At 64.3% G+C, this 17,512-nt stretch carries 14 protein-coding genes; 11 read left to right on the top strand and 3 right to left on the bottom strand.

The window, feature by feature from the left end; genetic code table 11:
* The first annotated feature begins 13 nt into the window (after positions 1 to 13).
* The 4 genes from BLT92_RS05700 (at position 14) to BLT92_RS05685 (ending at position 4,319) form a co-directional block, all read left to right on the top strand.
* On the top strand, positions 14 to 376 hold the full coding sequence (locus tag BLT92_RS05700; protein WP_092103940.1) for a VOC family protein: 363 nt from the start codon (positions 14 to 16) through the stop codon (positions 374 to 376).
* Positions 377 to 436: 60 nt separating this feature from the next.
* Positions 437 to 982, top strand: coding sequence for a HutD family protein (locus BLT92_RS05695; RefSeq protein WP_157691347.1), 546 nt, complete (start codon positions 437 to 439; stop codon positions 980 to 982).
* Between the two features lie 297 nt (positions 983 to 1,279).
* Positions 1,280 to 2,605 (top strand): hypothetical protein, encoded by a 1,326-nt coding sequence (locus tag BLT92_RS05690; RefSeq protein ID WP_157691346.1) that lies wholly within the window; start codon positions 1,280 to 1,282, stop codon positions 2,603 to 2,605.
* A gap of 226 nt (positions 2,606 to 2,831) precedes the next feature.
* Positions 2,832 to 4,319 carry a catalase gene (locus BLT92_RS05685; RefSeq protein WP_092103935.1) on the top strand — a complete coding sequence of 496 codons (1,488 nt, stop codon included), beginning with the start codon at positions 2,832 to 2,834 and terminating at the stop codon, positions 4,317 to 4,319.
* 340 nt (positions 4,320 to 4,659) lie between these two features.
* On the opposite strand, the gene BLT92_RS05680 is transcribed toward BLT92_RS05685, so the two are convergent.
* Positions 4,660 to 6,267, bottom strand: a complete 1,608-nt coding sequence (locus BLT92_RS05680) for an amino acid permease (RefSeq protein ID WP_092103933.1) — start codon at positions 6,265 to 6,267, stop codon at positions 4,660 to 4,662.
* Between the two features lie 503 nt (positions 6,268 to 6,770).
* Between BLT92_RS05680 and BLT92_RS05670 the strand changes: the two genes are divergently transcribed.
* Genes BLT92_RS05670 through BLT92_RS05650 form a run of 5 tightly spaced genes read left to right on the top strand, consistent with a single transcriptional unit; the run spans position 6,771 to position 11,985 of the window.
* Positions 6,771 to 8,135 carry a glutamine synthetase family protein gene (locus tag BLT92_RS05670; protein ID WP_092103930.1) on the top strand — a complete coding sequence of 455 codons (1,365 nt, stop codon included), beginning with the start codon at positions 6,771 to 6,773 and terminating at the stop codon, positions 8,133 to 8,135.
* Positions 8,116 to 8,949, top strand: a complete 834-nt coding sequence (locus BLT92_RS05665) for a gamma-glutamyl-gamma-aminobutyrate hydrolase family protein (RefSeq protein WP_231939043.1) — start codon at positions 8,116 to 8,118, stop codon at positions 8,947 to 8,949. The genes BLT92_RS05670 and BLT92_RS05665 overlap by 20 nt, the downstream gene beginning before the upstream one ends.
* Positions 8,946 to 10,298 (top strand): aldehyde dehydrogenase family protein, encoded by a 1,353-nt coding sequence (locus BLT92_RS05660; protein WP_092103927.1) that lies wholly within the window; start codon positions 8,946 to 8,948, stop codon positions 10,296 to 10,298. The genes BLT92_RS05665 and BLT92_RS05660 overlap by 4 nt, the downstream gene beginning before the upstream one ends.
* 52 nt (positions 10,299 to 10,350) lie before the next feature.
* Positions 10,351 to 11,154, top strand: coding sequence for a 3-oxoacyl-ACP reductase (locus tag BLT92_RS05655; RefSeq protein WP_092103925.1), 804 nt, complete (start codon positions 10,351 to 10,353; stop codon positions 11,152 to 11,154).
* Between the two features lie 57 nt (positions 11,155 to 11,211).
* Positions 11,212 to 11,985, top strand: a complete 774-nt coding sequence (locus BLT92_RS05650; RefSeq protein WP_092103924.1) for a FadR/GntR family transcriptional regulator — start codon at positions 11,212 to 11,214, stop codon at positions 11,983 to 11,985.
* 219 nt (positions 11,986 to 12,204) lie between these two features.
* Here the strand turns inward: BLT92_RS05650 and BLT92_RS05645 are convergent, their stop codons facing one another.
* Complete coding sequence (locus BLT92_RS05645; RefSeq protein ID WP_092103922.1) at positions 12,205 to 14,151, bottom strand: aconitate hydratase; 1,947 nt, start codon at positions 14,149 to 14,151, stop codon at positions 12,205 to 12,207.
* Positions 14,152 to 14,282: 131 nt separating this feature from the next.
* Between BLT92_RS05645 and BLT92_RS05640 the strand changes: the two genes are divergently transcribed.
* Together BLT92_RS05640 and BLT92_RS05635 are read left to right on the top strand one after the other, a co-directional pair.
* Positions 14,283 to 15,128: a DNA-formamidopyrimidine glycosylase family protein gene (locus BLT92_RS05640; RefSeq protein ID WP_092103920.1), complete on the top strand. Its 846-nt coding sequence runs from the start codon at positions 14,283 to 14,285 to the stop codon at positions 15,126 to 15,128.
* Positions 15,129 to 15,250: 122 nt separating this feature from the next.
* Positions 15,251 to 16,201, top strand: a complete 951-nt coding sequence (locus tag BLT92_RS05635; protein ID WP_092103919.1) for an aldo/keto reductase — start codon at positions 15,251 to 15,253, stop codon at positions 16,199 to 16,201.
* Here the strand turns inward: BLT92_RS05635 and BLT92_RS05630 are convergent.
* Complete coding sequence (locus BLT92_RS05630; protein WP_092103917.1) at positions 16,164 to 17,465, bottom strand: MFS transporter; 1,302 nt, start codon at positions 17,463 to 17,465, stop codon at positions 16,164 to 16,166. The two genes, BLT92_RS05635 and BLT92_RS05630, sit on opposite strands and share 38 nt — an antisense overlap.
* Positions 17,466 to 17,512: the final 47 nt, after the last annotated feature.

Genomic DNA, 17,512 nt, shown 5'->3' with positions numbered 1-17,512 from the left:
GTAGACTTCCACCATGGCTATCGCAAAACAGCCCGTCGTCGTTCTCGACGCTCCTGACGCACGCGAACTCGCGGAGTTCTACGGTGAACTCCTTGACTGGCAGGTCAGGGTCGATGACGATGGCACCTGGGCAGAGATCACATCCGATTCCTGGCCGCCGATCTGCTTCCAACAGGTCGACGACTACCACGCACCCAGCTGGCCGAGTCAGGCCCACCCGCAGCAGATGCACCTCGACGTCGTCGTCGATGATCTCGATGTCGCCGAGGCGGCTGTGGCCGAACTCGGTGCAGGAAAGGCAGCCGAACAGCCGGGGGAGACCTTCCGCGTCTTCCTCGACCCGGCAGGTCACCCGTTCTGCCTCGTCCTGAATTGATGTTCTGACCGACATTGATGCTCTTGGCAGGTGGTGCTGAGCCGCGACTACAGTGATCACATGCGCGTGATCACCTCATTCGACGACCTCGATCCGGTTCCCTGGGTCAACGGAGCGGGGGAGACGACCGAGCTCGTCTCACTCGCCGGTTCCCAGGCCCTGACTCCGGACCGTCTGCGGTGGCGTCTGAGCATCGCGCGCCTTGACCGCCCGGCCGAGTTCTCCCCGTTACCGGGGTTGGCCCGCACATTTCTTCCCATCGGTGCCGAGGTGGTCCTAGAGATTGATGAACAGGTCCAGTCGGTGACGCCGGCAGCGCCGGCGAGATTCCGTGGAGAGCAGAAGGTCTCTCTCGTCGGGTTGGAAGACCCGTGCTTTGCTCTCAACCTCATGGTCGAAGTCGATGATGCGGCCGGAGCCGGAACCGGAGCCGGAACCGGCGCCGGAGGCGAGCGGGATGCATTGGAGATGTCGACACGGTTCACCGGTCGCGGGCTGTTCGCGGTGAGCCTGAACTCCGTCCCCGGCTATGCTCGCTTCCAGCTGCTTCGACTCGACGAAGCAGAAGTGCTTCCGGACCATTTCGATGCAGCCGTCCTGCACTGAGTGATGCCCACCTGGTGGTGCCCGCCCGAAGGCGCTCCCTGCGGTGACGGCGGGATCCTGCCTTGCTCCTGTGCAGACCCGGATTTCATTCCTGAAAAGATGGTGTCAACAGGGGTGTTCGCTGCGTCACACGACAGGTCATCATCGCAGGTCAGGTTCGTTAGTGAAGGGTGTGGCTCACAGCTTTGTCCCAGGCTGGGCTGGTGCGGGTCAGGATACCCGCACCTCCGCGTCAGATACTGATTCCAGGCAGCGGTCACTGGAGGAACTTTGGCGTCGAATCAGAACGAGACACATGTGGCGAACGAGCAGAATCGCACACAGTCGGGACACGGACGAACAGCATCGGAGCACGAGGCAGCACCACCTCGAAACGGTGAGTTCGAGGCGGTGACGTATCCATCGCAGACTCTTCCACTGATCACCGAAGAACTCGCAGCCACACATGTGACCACGCCAGTGATGCCGCCCAATCCCATCCGTCGCGACACCGTGCCGGAACCAGAAGTTCAGGCTGAGGGCACCGCGAACCACTACCAGCCAACCGCGGTGTCCGCAGCTATGCCAGTCGATGGCGAACCCGGTGAGCGTGGGGAGGAGAATGGCAAGGCCGAAAAGAAGAGCGAAAACAGGGTCTCCGCGACTCAGCTCCTCGCCGGCGCCGCGGCTGCAGCCACCTCATCGGTCATCGGCGGACAACTGGGTGTCGCCGGGACGGTCGTCGGTGCAGGGGTCGCCAGCATCATCACCGGCCTCGCAGTGACCCTGTATACGAGCAGCCTCGACAAGGGCAAAGAGAAGATCAGGGAAGTCGGCACGAAACTCGCCCCGGCCGTCAAAGCGAAGTCACTCGGCGCCACAACGCAGCGATCCACCGCAGGCGGCGAGATTCAGGAACCTGGAACATTCGGCCACCTGAGCAGTAAGTCGGCGCCTGGCAAAGCGGCCGATCGCACGAAAACCGACAGCGAAGTGAAGAAGACCTGGTGGCAGAGGCTGCGCCGCAAACGAGTGCTCTACCCGGTGACCATCGGGGTGGCGACATTCGGAATCGGACTGGGTGCCGTGGTCATGGCCGAATCATTCACCGATGCCGACATCTCACCCGGAACCTCACAGATCTCACGATCCGTGTCCGGAAGTTCCGGGACCGGTGATGAAACCGACACGTCACAGGATGGCGGCGCAAACCCCGGTTCCGGTGCAGAGCGGGCGGGGACACAGCCCGATCAGAACTCGAATCCGGGAAGCGGAAACGACGGCTCGACGACGAGCCAAGGACAGTCCACCTCGGCGAGCGAAGGAAGCTCCACCACATCTTCGACGGCTGATCAGACAGGGTCTGACCAGGGCACCGATGCCAGCTCTTCCACTGCCACCGGCGACGAGAGCACAGGGGGAGGAAGCGATTCGAGTTCATCCAGCAGTGCCGGAACGGACACCTCCGACGGGGCAGCGAGCTCCTCGGGCGCAGGTGCGAGCTCTGGCTCGCAGGATGGTGCGGGAAGCTCCGGGGCCGGCAGCTCAAGCTCGGGCGGTACGGGCGGTGGGTCGAGCAGTGAGGGCAGCGGGTCCGGATCAGGCTCGGCAGGCGGTGGAAGCGGGGCAGCAGTCGAAGGCTGAGGGCCAGGAATATTTCCAGGGACCGCCTCGGTTGAACCAGGCAGGGAACCTGGATAGTGTGAAATTCGGTTTCGACAGTCTTCTGCACGCTGCCAGGAACTCGATATCAGGGGAGTCGCGGTCGCCCTTTCGCTGCATCGCCCATGACGGTTGTTGTTCGTCATATGATGGATGAAGTGGACCGGGAAGATAACTCCCTGTCGCTCAATCGGTTGAAGGAGAAGCTATGACAAAACACGCTGATCATGAACATCCAGGATTCGACGGCACGAAGCCCTCGACGACCGAATCGGGTGCCCCTCGAGAGTCCGACGCGCATTCGCTGAGCGTCGGCCCCGACGGCCCACTTCTCCTCCACGACGTTGCACTCGTTGAGAAGTTGGCTCGGTTCGACCGCGAACGCGTCCCCGAGCGCAGCCCCCACGCCAAGGGTTCCGGTGCCTTCGGCGAACTCGAGATCACTGCAGATGTCTCCAAGTACACTCGGGCGAAGTTCCTGCAGAAGGGCAAGAAGACCCCGATGCTCTCTCGGTTCTCCACCGTTGCCGGTGAGCTCGGTTCACCTGACTCCTGGCGCGACGTGCGCGGTTTCGCGCTGAAGTTCTACACCGAAGACGGAAACTTCGACATGGTGGGCAACAACACCCCCATCTTCTTCGTCCGTGACCCGATGAAGTTCCCTGATTTCATCCACTCGCAGAAGCGCACACCGGATTCGGGTCTGCGCAGCAACAACATGCAGTGGGACTTCTGGTCACTCTCGCCCGAATCAGCACACCAGGTCAGCTACCTCATGGGACCTCGGGGACTGCCGAAGACCTGGCGGAACATGAACGGCTATTCCTCGCACACCTACATGTGGGCCAACGAGGCCGGCGAACGCTTCTGGGTCCAGTACCACTTCCACACCGACCAGGGTGTGGAGAACATGAGCAATGAGGAAGCTGGCCAGTTGGCCGGTGAGGACGCGGACATCCACCGCCGCGACCTGTTCGACGCGATCGAGCGCGGCGACTACCCGTCCTGGACCGTCTACGTCCAGATCATGCCTTACGAGGAAGCAAAGACCTACCGCTTCAATCCCTTCGACCTGACCAAGACCTGGTCGAAGAAGGACTACCCGCTCATCGAGGTCGGTAAGTTCACCCTCAACGAGAACCCGAAGAACCACTTCGCCCAGATCGAGCAGGCAGCTTTCAGCCCCTCGAACACCGTGCCGGGCACCGGAATCTCGCCGGACAAGATGCTCATGGGTCGTGTCTTCTCGTACCCCGACGCACAGCGGAACCGCATCGGCACGAACTTCAACCAGCTGCCGGTCAATGCGCCCGTCACGAAGACCAATTCCTATGACAAGGAAGGTCAGATGGAGTACCACCACTCAGGTGATGCTCCGAACTATGCGCCCAACTCCTACGGTCGCCCGTACCAGGCCGAAGAGACTCCGGTCGAGGCCCGTTGGGAATCCGATGGTGAGCTGGTCCGCAGTGCCGCTACTCTGCACTCAGAGGATGATGACTTCGGACAGGCGCACACCCTGGTTCGCGAGGTCTACTCCGAAGAGGAGCGCCAGGGCCTCATCGAAACGGTCGTCGGTGCTCTGAAGGACGGCGTGGAAGAGCCTGTGCTGACCAACGTATTCAAGTACTGGCGCAACATCGATGAAGAGGTCGGCCGCGCAATCGAGGACAAGTACAAGTCCGAGACCGCGTGAGTCGAGAGTCGGTGTGAGTCGGGTGGAGCGACCTTCGGCGCGACGCTGAAGCCCTCACCCGGCTGCTAGCGGCCAGACACGTAGACGACCCGGTTGCCTCGCTATGAGGCAACCGGGTCGTCTGCATCTGTGGCCCCAGTCGCGGTGGCGGTGGCGGCCGGAGTGAGAGCTGTGTCTTCCGGCGACAGGTGGAGAGCGGGTGGAGAGCGGGTGGAGAGAGCACTCCTCTGGCGAACTCTCCCCGCGTCGATCAACTCTGCGGTCGAAAAAGTCGTCACTGGCGACGACCTTTTCGACCGCAGAGTTGATCGAGAGGAAACCCGTCGTGGGCTCAGCTTGCTCAGTCGTCGATCTCGTCGAGGAGCTTCTTCTCGTCGATGGCCAGCTGCTCCTTGTCGAGGTGCTGCATGAAGTGCTTCTTGCCTCGGGCGTACCAGAGGACGACGCTGATGACGAGCACTGCGAGCACGGCGATGGGGGAGTAGTTGAACGTCGAGATCGTGATCGGCAACGTGGGCGGGAGGACGAACAGGATGCAGATGAGGATCACCCAGACGACAGCGACCCACCCGATGACCGCGCTCCAGCGACCCAGATTCCACGGACCCGGCTTGAACGAATCGCCCTTGAGCCGTCGCAGCAGGACGGGTGCGACATAGGCGATGTAGAGCCCGATCACCGCCACGCTCGTCACCGCCAGATACGCTGTTTCGTTGAACAGCGCCGGTACGGTCAGGACCGAGGACAGCACGATGCACAGCCAGATCGAGTTCGTGGGTGTGCCGGTGCGCGGGTTGACCTTCTTCCAGTGCTTGGATCCGGGGATCGCATCATCGCGGGAGAATGCGTAGCTCATCCGCGAATTCGCCGTCACCGAGGCCATGCCGCAGAAGAACTGAGCGCCGCAGACGATGAAGAGCAGGAACTTCGCCATCGTCGGGTTATTCAGGGCATCGAGGAAGACCTGAGCCGGTGGCAGGCCAGTCGCCGTGGCATTGAGAGCGGTGAGTCCTGCTTCCGAGCCGTCCTGGATGGCGGCCGTGATCGAATACAGCAGAATCCAACCGCCGATGATCGAGATCAGCACGCTCATGACTATGCCCTTGGGTGCGGCTATCGAGGCGTTCCTGGTCTCCTCGGCCACGTGGGCCGAGGCGTCATAGCCGGTGTACGTGTACTGAGCCATGAGCAGGCCCATGAGGAAGACGAACGGCATGAACGTGAAGCCAGTCTCGTTGTGCCAGGCCGTCATGGTCCAGCTGAACGACTGGTGCTTCGTGGGCATGATCCACAGGGCGCCGACGATGATGAGCACGCCGACGATGTGCCACCAGGCTGAGACACCGGACAGCAGATTGACGAGGTTGACGCCGAAGGTGTTGAGCAGGCCGTGGATGACGATGATGACGAGGAACAGCAGGAACGTGTTCAGCGCCGTGGGCACGACGCCGAAGGTCAGCGCAGCGAAGGCCATCATGGTCGTGGCCGCGCCGTAGTCGATGGCGGCGGTCACGGCCACCTCGCCGAGGAAGTTGAACCACCCGACGTACCAGGCCCAATGCCGTTTGTTGCGTTTGGCCAGGCGCCCGGCCCAGAAGTACAGGCCGCCTGCCGTCGGGTACTTCGAGCAGACCTCTGCCATGGCCAGTGCCACGCAGAGGACGAAGATGCCCACCAGCGGCCAGCCGATCGTGATCGCCGCCGGGCCGCCTGATCCCAGCGCAATGCTGTAGGAGGTGATGCAGCCGGCGAGGATCGAGATGATGGAGAAGGAGACGGCGAAGTTGCCGAAGCCCGACATGCCGCGTTTGAGTTCCTGTTTGTATCCGAGCTCGGCAAGACCGGCTTCGTCATCGCTGAGGGCCGGACCGGCAGCGTCGTGTGTGTTTTTGCCGTCAGGTGGCGGGCCGGATGACGGATCGTTGGGTGGAGAGGCTTCATTGCTCATGGAGAACACCGTTCTTCTCGAAATGATTGCTTCCGCTGACCAGCCACCCGGCCGACTGAATCGGACCGTCGGTCAGAACCCGTACGGCCCAGTCCGTGCGATTCGAATCGGTCGTCGGTGACCGATCAGGATCGTCGGAATCCGACCGTTGCCCGGGCGCAGACACCGGGGCTGGCGTGTGCACGTCCGTGTGGAACGCGGCTGTGGAATGTGTGCGGAAGTCACGAAAATAGTGCGTGACGCGGTTCACAACTCTGTTCTGACGTTGAGCCTGTCACCGTGCAAATGGTTTGTCAATAGGTATTTATGCAGACCCCAGGGCGGCGTTTCAGCAAATTTCGTCCCACCTATTGCGCGCAAATGGTTCGGTGACATACCTTAAATGGGAAAGTCTTCCTGAACCGCCGCAAGCCACCAATGCCGCAACGATGCGTGAGAACCGCAGGGCTGTGCGTGAGTGTCGCAAGGATGCGAACGCGGTGCCACTACCGAGAAGAGGAACCATGAGCGTGACTTCATCAGATATGACCCTGGATCAGCTGAAGGCAGAGATCGCCGCCGGCCGAGTCGACACCGTGCTCATCGCCGCCACAGATATGCAGGGCCGGCTCCAAGGCAAAAGGATCACGGGCCGGTTTTTCCTTGACGAGGTGATGGACCACGGCACCGAGGGCTGCAACTACCTCATGGCCGCTGACGTCGAGATGAACACCGTCGACGGCTACGAACTCACCTCCTGGGAACGCGGCTACGGCGACCTCATGTTCGTCCCCGACTATTCGACCCTGCGGCGCATCCCCTGGCACCCGGCGACGGTCATGGTCCAATGCGACCTCGCTTTCCTCGACGGCTCGCCACTGAGCGTCTCACCACGACAAGTGCTCAAGGCCCAGCTGGAGAGGCTCGAGGAACTGGGCTATTTTCCCATCGGTGCGACAGAACTCGAATTCGCCCTCTACAACACCGGCTACCGGGAGGCGATGGAGAACGACTACCGCAACCTCGAGGCCGCCAGCGCCTACAACATCGACTACTCGCTCTTCGGCACCGGCCAGGTCGAAGGATACCTGCGCCGCCTGCGCAACGAGATGGACGAAGCAGGCCTCTACACCGAAAGCGCGAAGGGCGAATGCAACCTCGGCCAGCTCGAGGTCGGCTTCCGCTACACCGACATGCTGACCACCTGCGACAACCACGTCGTCTACAAACTCGGCGCGAAGGAAATCGCCGACCAAGAGGGCAAGTCGGTGACCTTCATGGCCAAACCCAACGACCGCGAGGGCAGCTCCTGCCACATTCATATGAGTCTGCGCGACACGGACGGAACACCGGTCTTCCCCACCGGCCACGGCACCGAGATGTCGACGACGATGAAGCAATTCGTCGCCGGCGTCGTCGCCACTCAGCACGACTTCACCTACCTCTACGCCCCGAATGTGAACTCCTACAAACGCTTCGCCGACGGCTCCTTCGCTCCCACCTCGGTGGGCTGGGGCTGGGATAACCGAACCTGTGCCGTACGCATCGTCGGCCACGGCCCCGGCCTGCGCTTCGAACAACGCGTCCCCGGCGCCGACGCCAACTCCTACCTCGCGACCGCAGCCCTCATCGCGGCCGGGATCCATGGACTCGAGAACAAACTCGAACTGCCCGAAGCCCTCGCCGGCAATGCCTACACCCAGGACGTGCCGAGCATTCCACGCCGCCTCCACGACGCCGTTGCCGCCTTCGAATCCTCCGAGGTCGCCCGCCGGGCATTCGGCGACGAGGTCGTGAACCACTATACTCACGCGGGCCGTGTGGAGATGGCGGCCTTCGATGCAGCAGTCACTGATTGGGAGGTCCGGCGTGGCTTTGAACGACTCTGACCCGACCATCGAACGACCAACCCGCGATCCAGGTACCCGTCGACCGCTCATCGGCCTGCCCACCTACTACGGCCGCGGCCAGTTCGGAGTCTGGGATCGGGACGCGGCGTTCCTGCCCAGCGTCTACGTCACCGCCGTGACCCGCGCCGGTGGTCGCGTCGTCCTCCTGCCCCCAGAAGACCCCTGGACCCCGAACGAGGTGGCCGAACTCGATGGCATCATCCTCACCGGAGGCGATGACGTCGACCCGGCCCTCTACGACGCCGAGGCCCACCCCCGCACCCAGGTGCCCAACACCCGCCGCGACATCTTCGAAACCACCCTGTACCGGCATGCCCGGGCCGCGAATGTCCCGGTGTTCGCGATCTGCCGCGGCGCCCAGATCGTCAACACGGTCCACGGTGGAACCCTGCACCAGCACCTTCCCGACCTCGAGGGCTACGGTGCCCACGAGGCGCAGAAGAAGGACGAATTCGCCGAGGTGGCTGTGCGGACCGCACCCGATACCGCCGTATCCGGCCTGATCGGAACCGGGACTACGGTCCGGTGCCATCATCACCAGGCCATCAACAACCTCGGTGAGGGAATGATTGTCAGCGCGCGCTCCGAGGACGGCTGCATCGAGGCCTTCGAGACGCCGGACGGTTCGATGCTCGCGGTGCAGTGGCATCCGGAAGAGACCCTCGAGGATCTGCGTCTGTTCACCAGCCTCGTCGCGGCCGCCGCCCAGCGCGCGAGGACAACGAAGACAGTGCCGACGATACAGACAACTGAGGCACCCACACCCGAGACGAAAGCGGAGGCCCACCGATGACCGAAGTGATCAACCCCGCGACAGAGGCGCTCATCACCTCGGTCGATGCCCACAGCGTCGAATCGGCGCAGGACGCAATCGGTCGGGCCGCAGACGCCTTCACCCGCTGGCGGGCCACAGATCCGGCCGAACGCGCCGAACTCTTGCGCGCATTCGCCCGCGCCGTCGATGACGATATTGAGAATCTCGCGCAGCTCGAGGTCGCCGAGGCAGGGCACACGATCGGCAACGCACGCGGTGAGGCAGGCAACGTCCGCGACGTCCTCAACTACTTCGCCGGCGGGGTCGAGCGCCACCTCGGCGATCAGATTCCCGTGGCAGGGGGAGTCAACGTCACATTCAACGAACCCCTCGGGGTCGTCGGGATCATCGTGCCGTGGAACTTCCCCATGCCCATCGCCGGATGGGGTTTCGCGCCCGCGCTCGCCGCGGGCAACGCCGTGGTCCTCAAGCCCGCCGAGCTGACCCCGCTGACTGCGATCCGCCTCGGCGAGCTGGCCCGGCAGGCCGGGATCCCCGACGGTGTCTTCCAGGTCATCCCGGGCACGGGGTCCGTGGTCGGACAGACGTTCACCGATGATCCCAGGGTCGCGAAGATCGTGTTCACCGGATCGAGCGCGGTGGGCGAGAAGATCATGGCCGACGCTGCGACGACGATGAAGCGGACCACGCTGGAACTCGGCGGGAAGTCCGCGAACATCGTCTTCGACGACGCCGACCTCGAACTCGCCGCAGCCACCGCACCCTACGGCGTCTTCGACAACGCTGGCCAGGACTGCTGCGCGCGCTCCCGAATCCTCGTCCACGATTCAGTCTTCGACCGGTTCATGGAACTCCTCGAACCCGCGGTCTCCGGTGTCGTCGTCACCGATCCCAGCCTCGAGGATGCGGAGATGGGACCGCTCATCTCCTCCGGCCACCATGAGAATGTGGCCGGGTTCCTCGACGGCGTCGACATCGCGTTCACCGGCAGCGCCCCCAGCGGTGCCGGCTACTGGATGGCACCGACAGTCGTGCTGCCGAGATCACCGCGTGATCGCATCGTCACCGAGGAGGTGTTCGGGCCCGTGGTGACCGTGCAGCGCTTCCGCGACGAGGCCGAGGCGATCAACATGGCCAACGATTCGCCCTACGGTCTGTCGGGATCGATCTGGACCCGCGACGTGGGCCGGGGACTGCGGGCTGCCCGCGGCGTCGACTCGGGAGCGCTGTCGCTGAACTCCCATTCGGCAGTGCGCTATTCGACCCCGTTCGGCGGGTTCAAACGCTCCGGCATCGGCCGCGAACTCGGTCCCCACGCGATGGACTCGTTCACGGAGACGAAGAACCTCTTCATCGCCACCGACTGACCGGTTGCAACCACCCCACGCACTCTCACCACCAACGGGCAAAGGACATCACATGAACGAGACAGCAGCGACGGACTCGACCCAGATCATCTGCCGGCGTCTTCCCGGGCGCACCGCCGTCGTCACCGGCGGCGCCAGCGGCATCGGTCTGGCGACCGCGAAGCGTCTCGCCTCGGAAGGGGCGAACATCGTCATCGCCGACACCAACGCAGACGCAGGAGCAGCCGCCGCCGAGGCGGTTGGGGGCCTCTTCGTCGCCACCGACGTCACCGACCAGGACCAGGTGGAGAACCTGTTCCAGACTGCCTTCGACACCTACGGCAGCGTGGATATCGCCTTCAACAATGCGGGAGTCTCCCCACCGGCCGACGCTTCAATCACGGAGACCGGCCTCGACGTGTGGCGCAAGGTCCAGGACATCAACCTGACATCCGTCTACCTGTGCTCCCAGGCGGCGCTGAAACATATGCGCAGACAGGGGCACGGCTCGATCATCAACACGGCCTCGTTCGTAGCGCTGATGGGTTCGGCGACCTCCCAGGTCTCCTATACCGCGTCGAAGGGCGGGGTGCTCGCCCTGTCGCGTGAGCTCGGCGTGGAGTTCGCGAAGGAAGGCATCCGCGTCAACGCCCTCTGCCCCGGGCCGGTCAACACCGAGCTGCTGAGGGAACTGTTTGCCAAGGATCCGGAGATGGCTGCCCGTCGTCTGGTGCATGTGCCGATGGGACGTTTCGCCGAGGCTGGCGAGATGGCTGCGGCAGTGGCCTTCCTGGCCAGCGACGATGCCTCGTTCGTCACGGCTCAGTCCTTCACCGTCGACGGCGGCCTGACCAACGCCTACACGACCCCGCTGTGATTGAGGGTGGCATGATGTCGAGGGACACGGCACTGACATGAGAAGACGGGAACCCGAGTGACTCAGGGAAACGAGGCCCAAGCCCCCAGCAGCCAGGTGACGGCGCTGCGCGCGATCGCTCCGGCCCGCTCCGGCAACATCTTCGAGGAGACGATCGAGTGCCTGCTCCAGATCATCCGCCTCGGTATCATCCCGCCCGGCCAACGCTTCCCGCCCGAACGTGAGCTCGCGGAGCAGTTGCGGGTGTCCCGGGCGACCTTGCGCGAGGCGATCTCGGAACTGCAGACCGCCGGATGGGTCAATGTCCGCCGAGGTCGTGGCGGAGGAACGTTCGTCTCCCGCAATCCGGCCGAGGCCTGGGGGCACAGCACCGCTCATGCTTCGGGCGCGGATGAGTTTGCCGGGTTCTCACCCGCCGAGGTCGAAGACACCCTGACCTGGCGCCGTGTGATCGAGATGGGCGTCGCCGAAGTGGCAGCCGGGCAGGATCTCACCGCACCCCAACGAGGTCAGCTGGCTGCGGCCATGGACACGAGCAGGCAGTCGAACCTGGACGAGTACCGGCGACTGGACTCCCAGCTGCACCTGACTTGGGCGCAGGTCACGGGGTCGCCGAGCCTGGTGCGCTCCATGGTGGAAAGTCGGACTCGGGCGAATAAGCTGCTCGAGCGGATCCCCATGATCGAACCCAACCTGGCCCATTCACACGACCAGCATCAGCGAATCCACAACGCGATCCTCGCCGGAGACTCGACTGCAGCCCGCTCGGCCATGGCCGAACATCTCGACGGTACCGCGGCACTGCTGCGCGGTTTCCTCGCCGCACCTTGATATCTCAGCTACCCTCCGGCCGCTGGGCAACCCAACTACGGGGTGCTCAGCGACCGAAGGGTTGCTGACGTTGTGTGCACTGTGCGGGAGCGTTATTCAGCGCCATTCAGGTTGCCGTCGCGCGAACGCCTGGAGGAGTGGTCGTCGCGCGAACGCCGGAGGGTTGCCGCGCTCGCCGACCAGCGTAGGTGGGCAAACCGAGTGCGTGAGTTGACCCCGTCAGCTCTGCCGGCTGTTCTCCTGCTGACTTCGCTGGGCGATGCGACCTCCGGCGAGGACCATGTCGACCTGTCGGGGCGAGAGCGTGTGCCGGAATTCGAACTTCCGTCCGGCCACCTCGGCGGTGATCGTCTCACCGGCACCGAGCTCGTCACGTAGGCCGCGGAACTCAAGGACGTTCCCCTGCGACAGGGCCTCGTAGTCGTCCTCATTGGCGAATTCGAGGGCGAGGACACCGAAGTTCGCCAGGTTCTGCCAGTGGATCCTCGCCAGGGATTTGGCGACGACGATGCGCAGCCCCAAGTAGCGCGGGGCGATGACGGCGTGCTCACGTGAGGATCCCTGACCGTAGTTCTCCCCGCCGACGATGGCGTGCCCGCCGTCGTGGGCGACCGCACGCGTGGGATAGGTGTCGTCGACCTGGATGTAGACGAACTCGGAGATTTTGGGAATGTTGCTGCGATACGGCAGAACCCTGGATCCGGCGGGCATGATCTCATCGGTGGAGACGTTGTCGCCGACCTTGAGCATGATCTCGAGATCGATGTCGTCGGGAAGCGGTTCAAAGTCGGGCAGGGAGGAGATGTTCGAGCCCTTGACCAGCTCGACCTCCCGCGCCTCCTCGAGCGGAAGCGGCGGCACCAGCATGGACCGGTTCGCGGAGAACTTCTCCGGCAGCCTCACCTGCGGGTAGTCCATGTCGAGGTCCCGCGGGTCGGTGATGCGCCCGGTCAGAGCCGCGGCCGCCGCGGTCTCGGGCGAGCACAGCCAGACGGCGTCCTCATCGGTGCCGGAGCGGCCCGGGAAATTCCGGGGCATGGTGCGCAGACTGTTGCGGCCCACGGCCGGTGCCTGGCCCATCCCGATGCAGCCCATGCAGCCGGATTGGTGGATGCGGGCACCCGATCCGACCAGTGAGGTCAGCCAGCCGCCGGCGATGAGATCGGCGAGGATCTCACGCGAGGTCGGGTTGACGTCGAGTGACACCCGGCCGTCGAGCCGCCTGCCCTCGAGGATCTGGGCGACGACGGCGAAGTCGCGCAGGCCCGGGTTCGCAGATGAACCGATGACGACCTGGAAGACCTCCTCATCCGTGCATTCCCTCACCGGCCGGACATTGCCCGGCGAGGAGGGAGCGGCGATGAGTGGTTCGAGCTGGGAGAGGTCGATCGAGTCGTTGAGGTCGTATTCGGCCCCCTCGTCGGCGACGATGCGAGTGAAGTCCTCGCCCCTGTCGCTGGCTTCGAGGAAGTCCTTGACGGCGTCATCGGCGGGGAAGACGGTCGCGGTGGCACCGAGTTCGGCGCCCATGTTCGCAATCACGTGGCGGTCCATGGCGGTCAGGCATTTCAGCCCCTCGCCGTGGTATTCGATGATCTTGCCGACGCCGCCCTTGACGCCGTGACGACGCAGCATCTCCAAGATCACGTCCTTGGCCGAGACCCAGGGCGGCAGTTCGCCCGTGAGTTCGACGCCCATGACTTCGGGTGCGGCGATATAGAGGGGATCGCCGGCCATCGCCATGGCCACTTCGAGCCCACCGACGCCGATGGCCAGCATTCCCAGTGCACCGGCCGCGCAGGTGTGGGAGTCGGAGCCGATGAGGGTGGTACCGGGTTTGCCGAACCGTGACTGGTGCACGGGGTGGGAGACGCCGTTGCCGGCGGGGGAGTACCAGAGGCCGAAGCGCTGCGCGGCCGAACGGAGGAACATGTGATCCTCGGGGTTCTTCTCATCGGTCTGCAGCAGGTTGTGGTCGACGTATTGGACGGAGGTGTCGGTGCGGATCCGGTCCAAGCCCAAGGACTCGAGCTCGAGCATGACTAGGGTCCCGGTCGCATCCTGGGTCAGTGTCTGATCGATGCGGACCCCGATCTCGTTGCCGGGCGTCATCGTCCCGGATTCCAGATGCGAGCCGATGAGCTTCTGGGCGACATTCTCAGCCATCGTCAACCTCCTACAGCAGTGGTCGAAAAACATGGCGGCGCACGCAGCCACGTGGTCTGTCCACGTTAGCCCCCGAACCCGGGACCGACAAGAGCCGTGCCACTTGATGGCCAAGGGCGCATACTGGGCGTATGCCCGAATTGCCCGAGGTCGACGCACTGGTCAGGTTCCTGCGCGCAAATGTCGTCGGTGACTTCATCACCCGGGCCGATGTCGGGGAGCTGAGCATCCTCAAGACCGCCCATCCGCCGTTGGCGGCGATCAACGGACTCGAGATCAGCGGGGTCTCCCGGGTGGGCAAGGCCCTCATCGTCGAGTTCGACGGGCTCGACCTGGTCTGTCGGTTCGCCCGCGCCGGCTGGTTGGTCTGGCATGACGTGGTGCCGACGGGACCGGTCCGGATGGGCAAGGGCCCGCTGGGTCTGCGCCTCCACTTGGCCTCCGGCGCCGGCTTCGACCTGAGCGAGGCAGGCACGAAGAAGAACGCTTCGGTCTCCCTCGTGACCAACCGCGCCGAGGTGGCCGCCATCGACAACGCAGGACCTGACGCCTTGTCCATCGACGCAGATCAATTCACTGCGACGCTGGCTGGTTCGACGTCCCGGATCAAGACCGTCCTCGAGGACCAGGCGCTGATATCCGGCATCGGTAACGCCTACTCCGACGAGATCCTCCACACTGCGCAGATCTCCCCCTTCGCCCCGGCCCAGGGCGTCGATGCGCCGGCGCTCCTCGAGACGGTGCGCGAGGTCCTCGGCCAGGCCCGAGACTCGCTGATCGATCTGCCTCCGGCGAAGGTCAAGGCAGCGAAGAAACGCGGGCTCCGCGTCCACGGTCGCACCGGCCAGGCCTGCCCGGTCTGCGGCTCGACCATCGCGGAAGTCTCCTATGCCGACAAGTCACTGCAGTACTGTCCCGGTTGCCAGACCAGCGGGAAGAAGCTCAGCGACCGCAGAATGGACCGGCTGCTCAAATAGCGTCTCATTCGCATTCACAGCTCGGAATTATTTTCTCCGCTCCCGTCGTTGGACCACATGGATGACCACGTGCGAACCTTCGTATGAACCGGCGTCCGACCCCGAGACGACACAGGAGCACCATGACGCAGCAGGTACAGATCCCCGGCACCGATCTCTCCATCTTCCCCATCAACCTCGGCACCAACACCTTCGGCTGGACCGTCGACGAAGCGGGATCGCATGCCGTCCTCGATGGATTTCTCGCAGCCGGCGGCAACTTCCTCGACACTGCTGAGTCCTACCCAGCATGGGTGCCCGGCAACACCGGGCGAGAGTCCGAGACCATCATCGGCACCTGGCTGGCCGCCCGCGGGAACCGCGATAAGGTCGTCCTCGCCACGAAGGTCGGCGACCACCCGGACCACAAGACGCAGGACCCCGAATACATCCGCACCGCCATCGATGCTTCCCTCGAACGCCTCCAGACCGATCACGTCGACATCTACTACGCCCACCGCGATGATGAGGTGACACCCATCGCCGAGGTGGCCCGGGTCTTCCACGAAGTCGTTCGCGCCGGTAAGGCCAGGTATGTCGCCGTATCCAACTACTCGAAGGACCGTCTCGCCGAGTGGCTGGCCGTGGCAGAGCAGGAGAACCTGGCCAAGCCCGTGGCGATCCAGCCCCAATACAGCCTCGTCAAACGCCACGACTACGAGGTCGAGCTGCAGCCGCTGGCACTGGAGCACGGCCTCGGCGTCTTCACCTATTTCAGCCTCGCCGCCGGATTCCTGACCGGTAAATACCGCACCGAGGCCGATCTCGAGGGCGCGAGCCGCGGCGGTATGGTCCAAGGCTACTTCAGCGCCGAGGGACTCGAAGCCGTCGACGAACTGGTCGCGGTGGCCGGTGCCCACGGCGTGGAGCCGACGACGGTTGCCCTCGCCTGGCTGCTGACCAAGGACGTGACCGCCCCGATCGTCTCGGCCCGCACGCCGGACCAGCTCGATGCCTTGATGGCGGCCCCGGAACTTGAGCTCACTCACGATGAAGTCACTCGTCTGGATCAGGCTTCGGCACCCTTCGCCTGACCAAGAGCGGTCGCATCGCGATCAGGCCGAGGATCGGACCCGGCAGGAGCAGCCATACGGCGGCCACTCCGATGCTGGCAATGAGGCTCTGCAGGATGACGATGCTGATGACGCTGACGGCGAAGCCGAGGGAGTTCATCGCCGTCAGTCCCGTTCCCGTCAGTTCGGCCGGAGCGTATCGGGCGGCGAGATCCGAGAACTGGGGAGAGTCGGCGATGACGAGGAAGCCCCAGAGCGCGAGTGCCGCGATGAGGAGTGGGGCGAGGTCGGGCAGCAGCGGGTAGATCAGGCACATCAGACCTGATCCGGCGAGTGCGACTGCAGCGACCGCAGCGCCGCCGGTCCTGCGACTGATGATTCCGCCGATCACGCATCCGACAACGCCGGCGGCGATGACGAGGAAACTCGTCGTCGCCAGCCCGGTGGGGCTGTGTTGATCGGCCAAAGCCGCGATCACGAGCGTCGGCACGACGGTCCAGAAGGCGTAGAGCTCCCACATGTGGCCCACGTACCCGAAGACGGCCGCGCGAAACATCCGGTCCCGGAACAGCCTGCGCAGTGCTGAGTCCGCGGCGGTCTTCGCCGGCACGGGACGTGTCGCCCCAGTTTGCGCGGTCACCGTCGGCGCGCTCGCCTGCGCCGCTCCACGACCGGAGAGTCCCGCCTGGCGACCGGAGAGCCCCGTACCGCGACGGGAGATCGTTGCGACGAGTCCGGCTCCCAGGACCGCCAGAGCCGACGAACCCCACATGATCGATTGCCAGGGCAGAGAGGCACCGACTGCAGACAGGAACTGCGGCATCGCGGTGCCCAGGGTGAGCATGGCCACGAGCCAGGCCAGAGCCTGCGCGGACTTCGCCTGAGCCCGTTTGACGATCATCTTCATCCCCATCGGGTAGATGCCCGCGAGGCTCACTCCGACTAAGAAGCGCGAGATCCAGACGAGAACGAGGTCCGAAGGGCCCAGCGTCCACACGAAGTTCAGTCCAGCGCCGACGAGGCTGGAGACGATGAAGATCCGCTCGGGCGGGAATCGGTCGGCAATTCCGGTCGTCGCGCTCAGCAGAGTTCCGGCGATGAAGCCGATCTGGGTTGCGGCGATCAGCCACCCGAACTGCGCCGGTGTCGAACCGAGCCAGGTGGAGAGGCCGTCGACGGCACCGTTGGGACTGAACCACAGGGAGGTTCCGAACCATTGCGCCAGTACGATGGCCACGATGGCGGCCCCTGTGCCGCGGCCCACCCGCGATTGCGAAACAGTCATTGTCTCCCTCGACGATCATGCCTACCCGGTTCGCTGACGAACCCGTG

It is taken from the genome of Brevibacterium picturae, assembly GCF_900105045.1.
GTDB lineage: Bacteria > Actinomycetota > Actinomycetes > Actinomycetales > Brevibacteriaceae > Brevibacterium > Brevibacterium picturae.
Note: the sequence above shows the minus strand (reverse complement) of the source record. Positions and strands in the feature narration are given on the sequence as shown.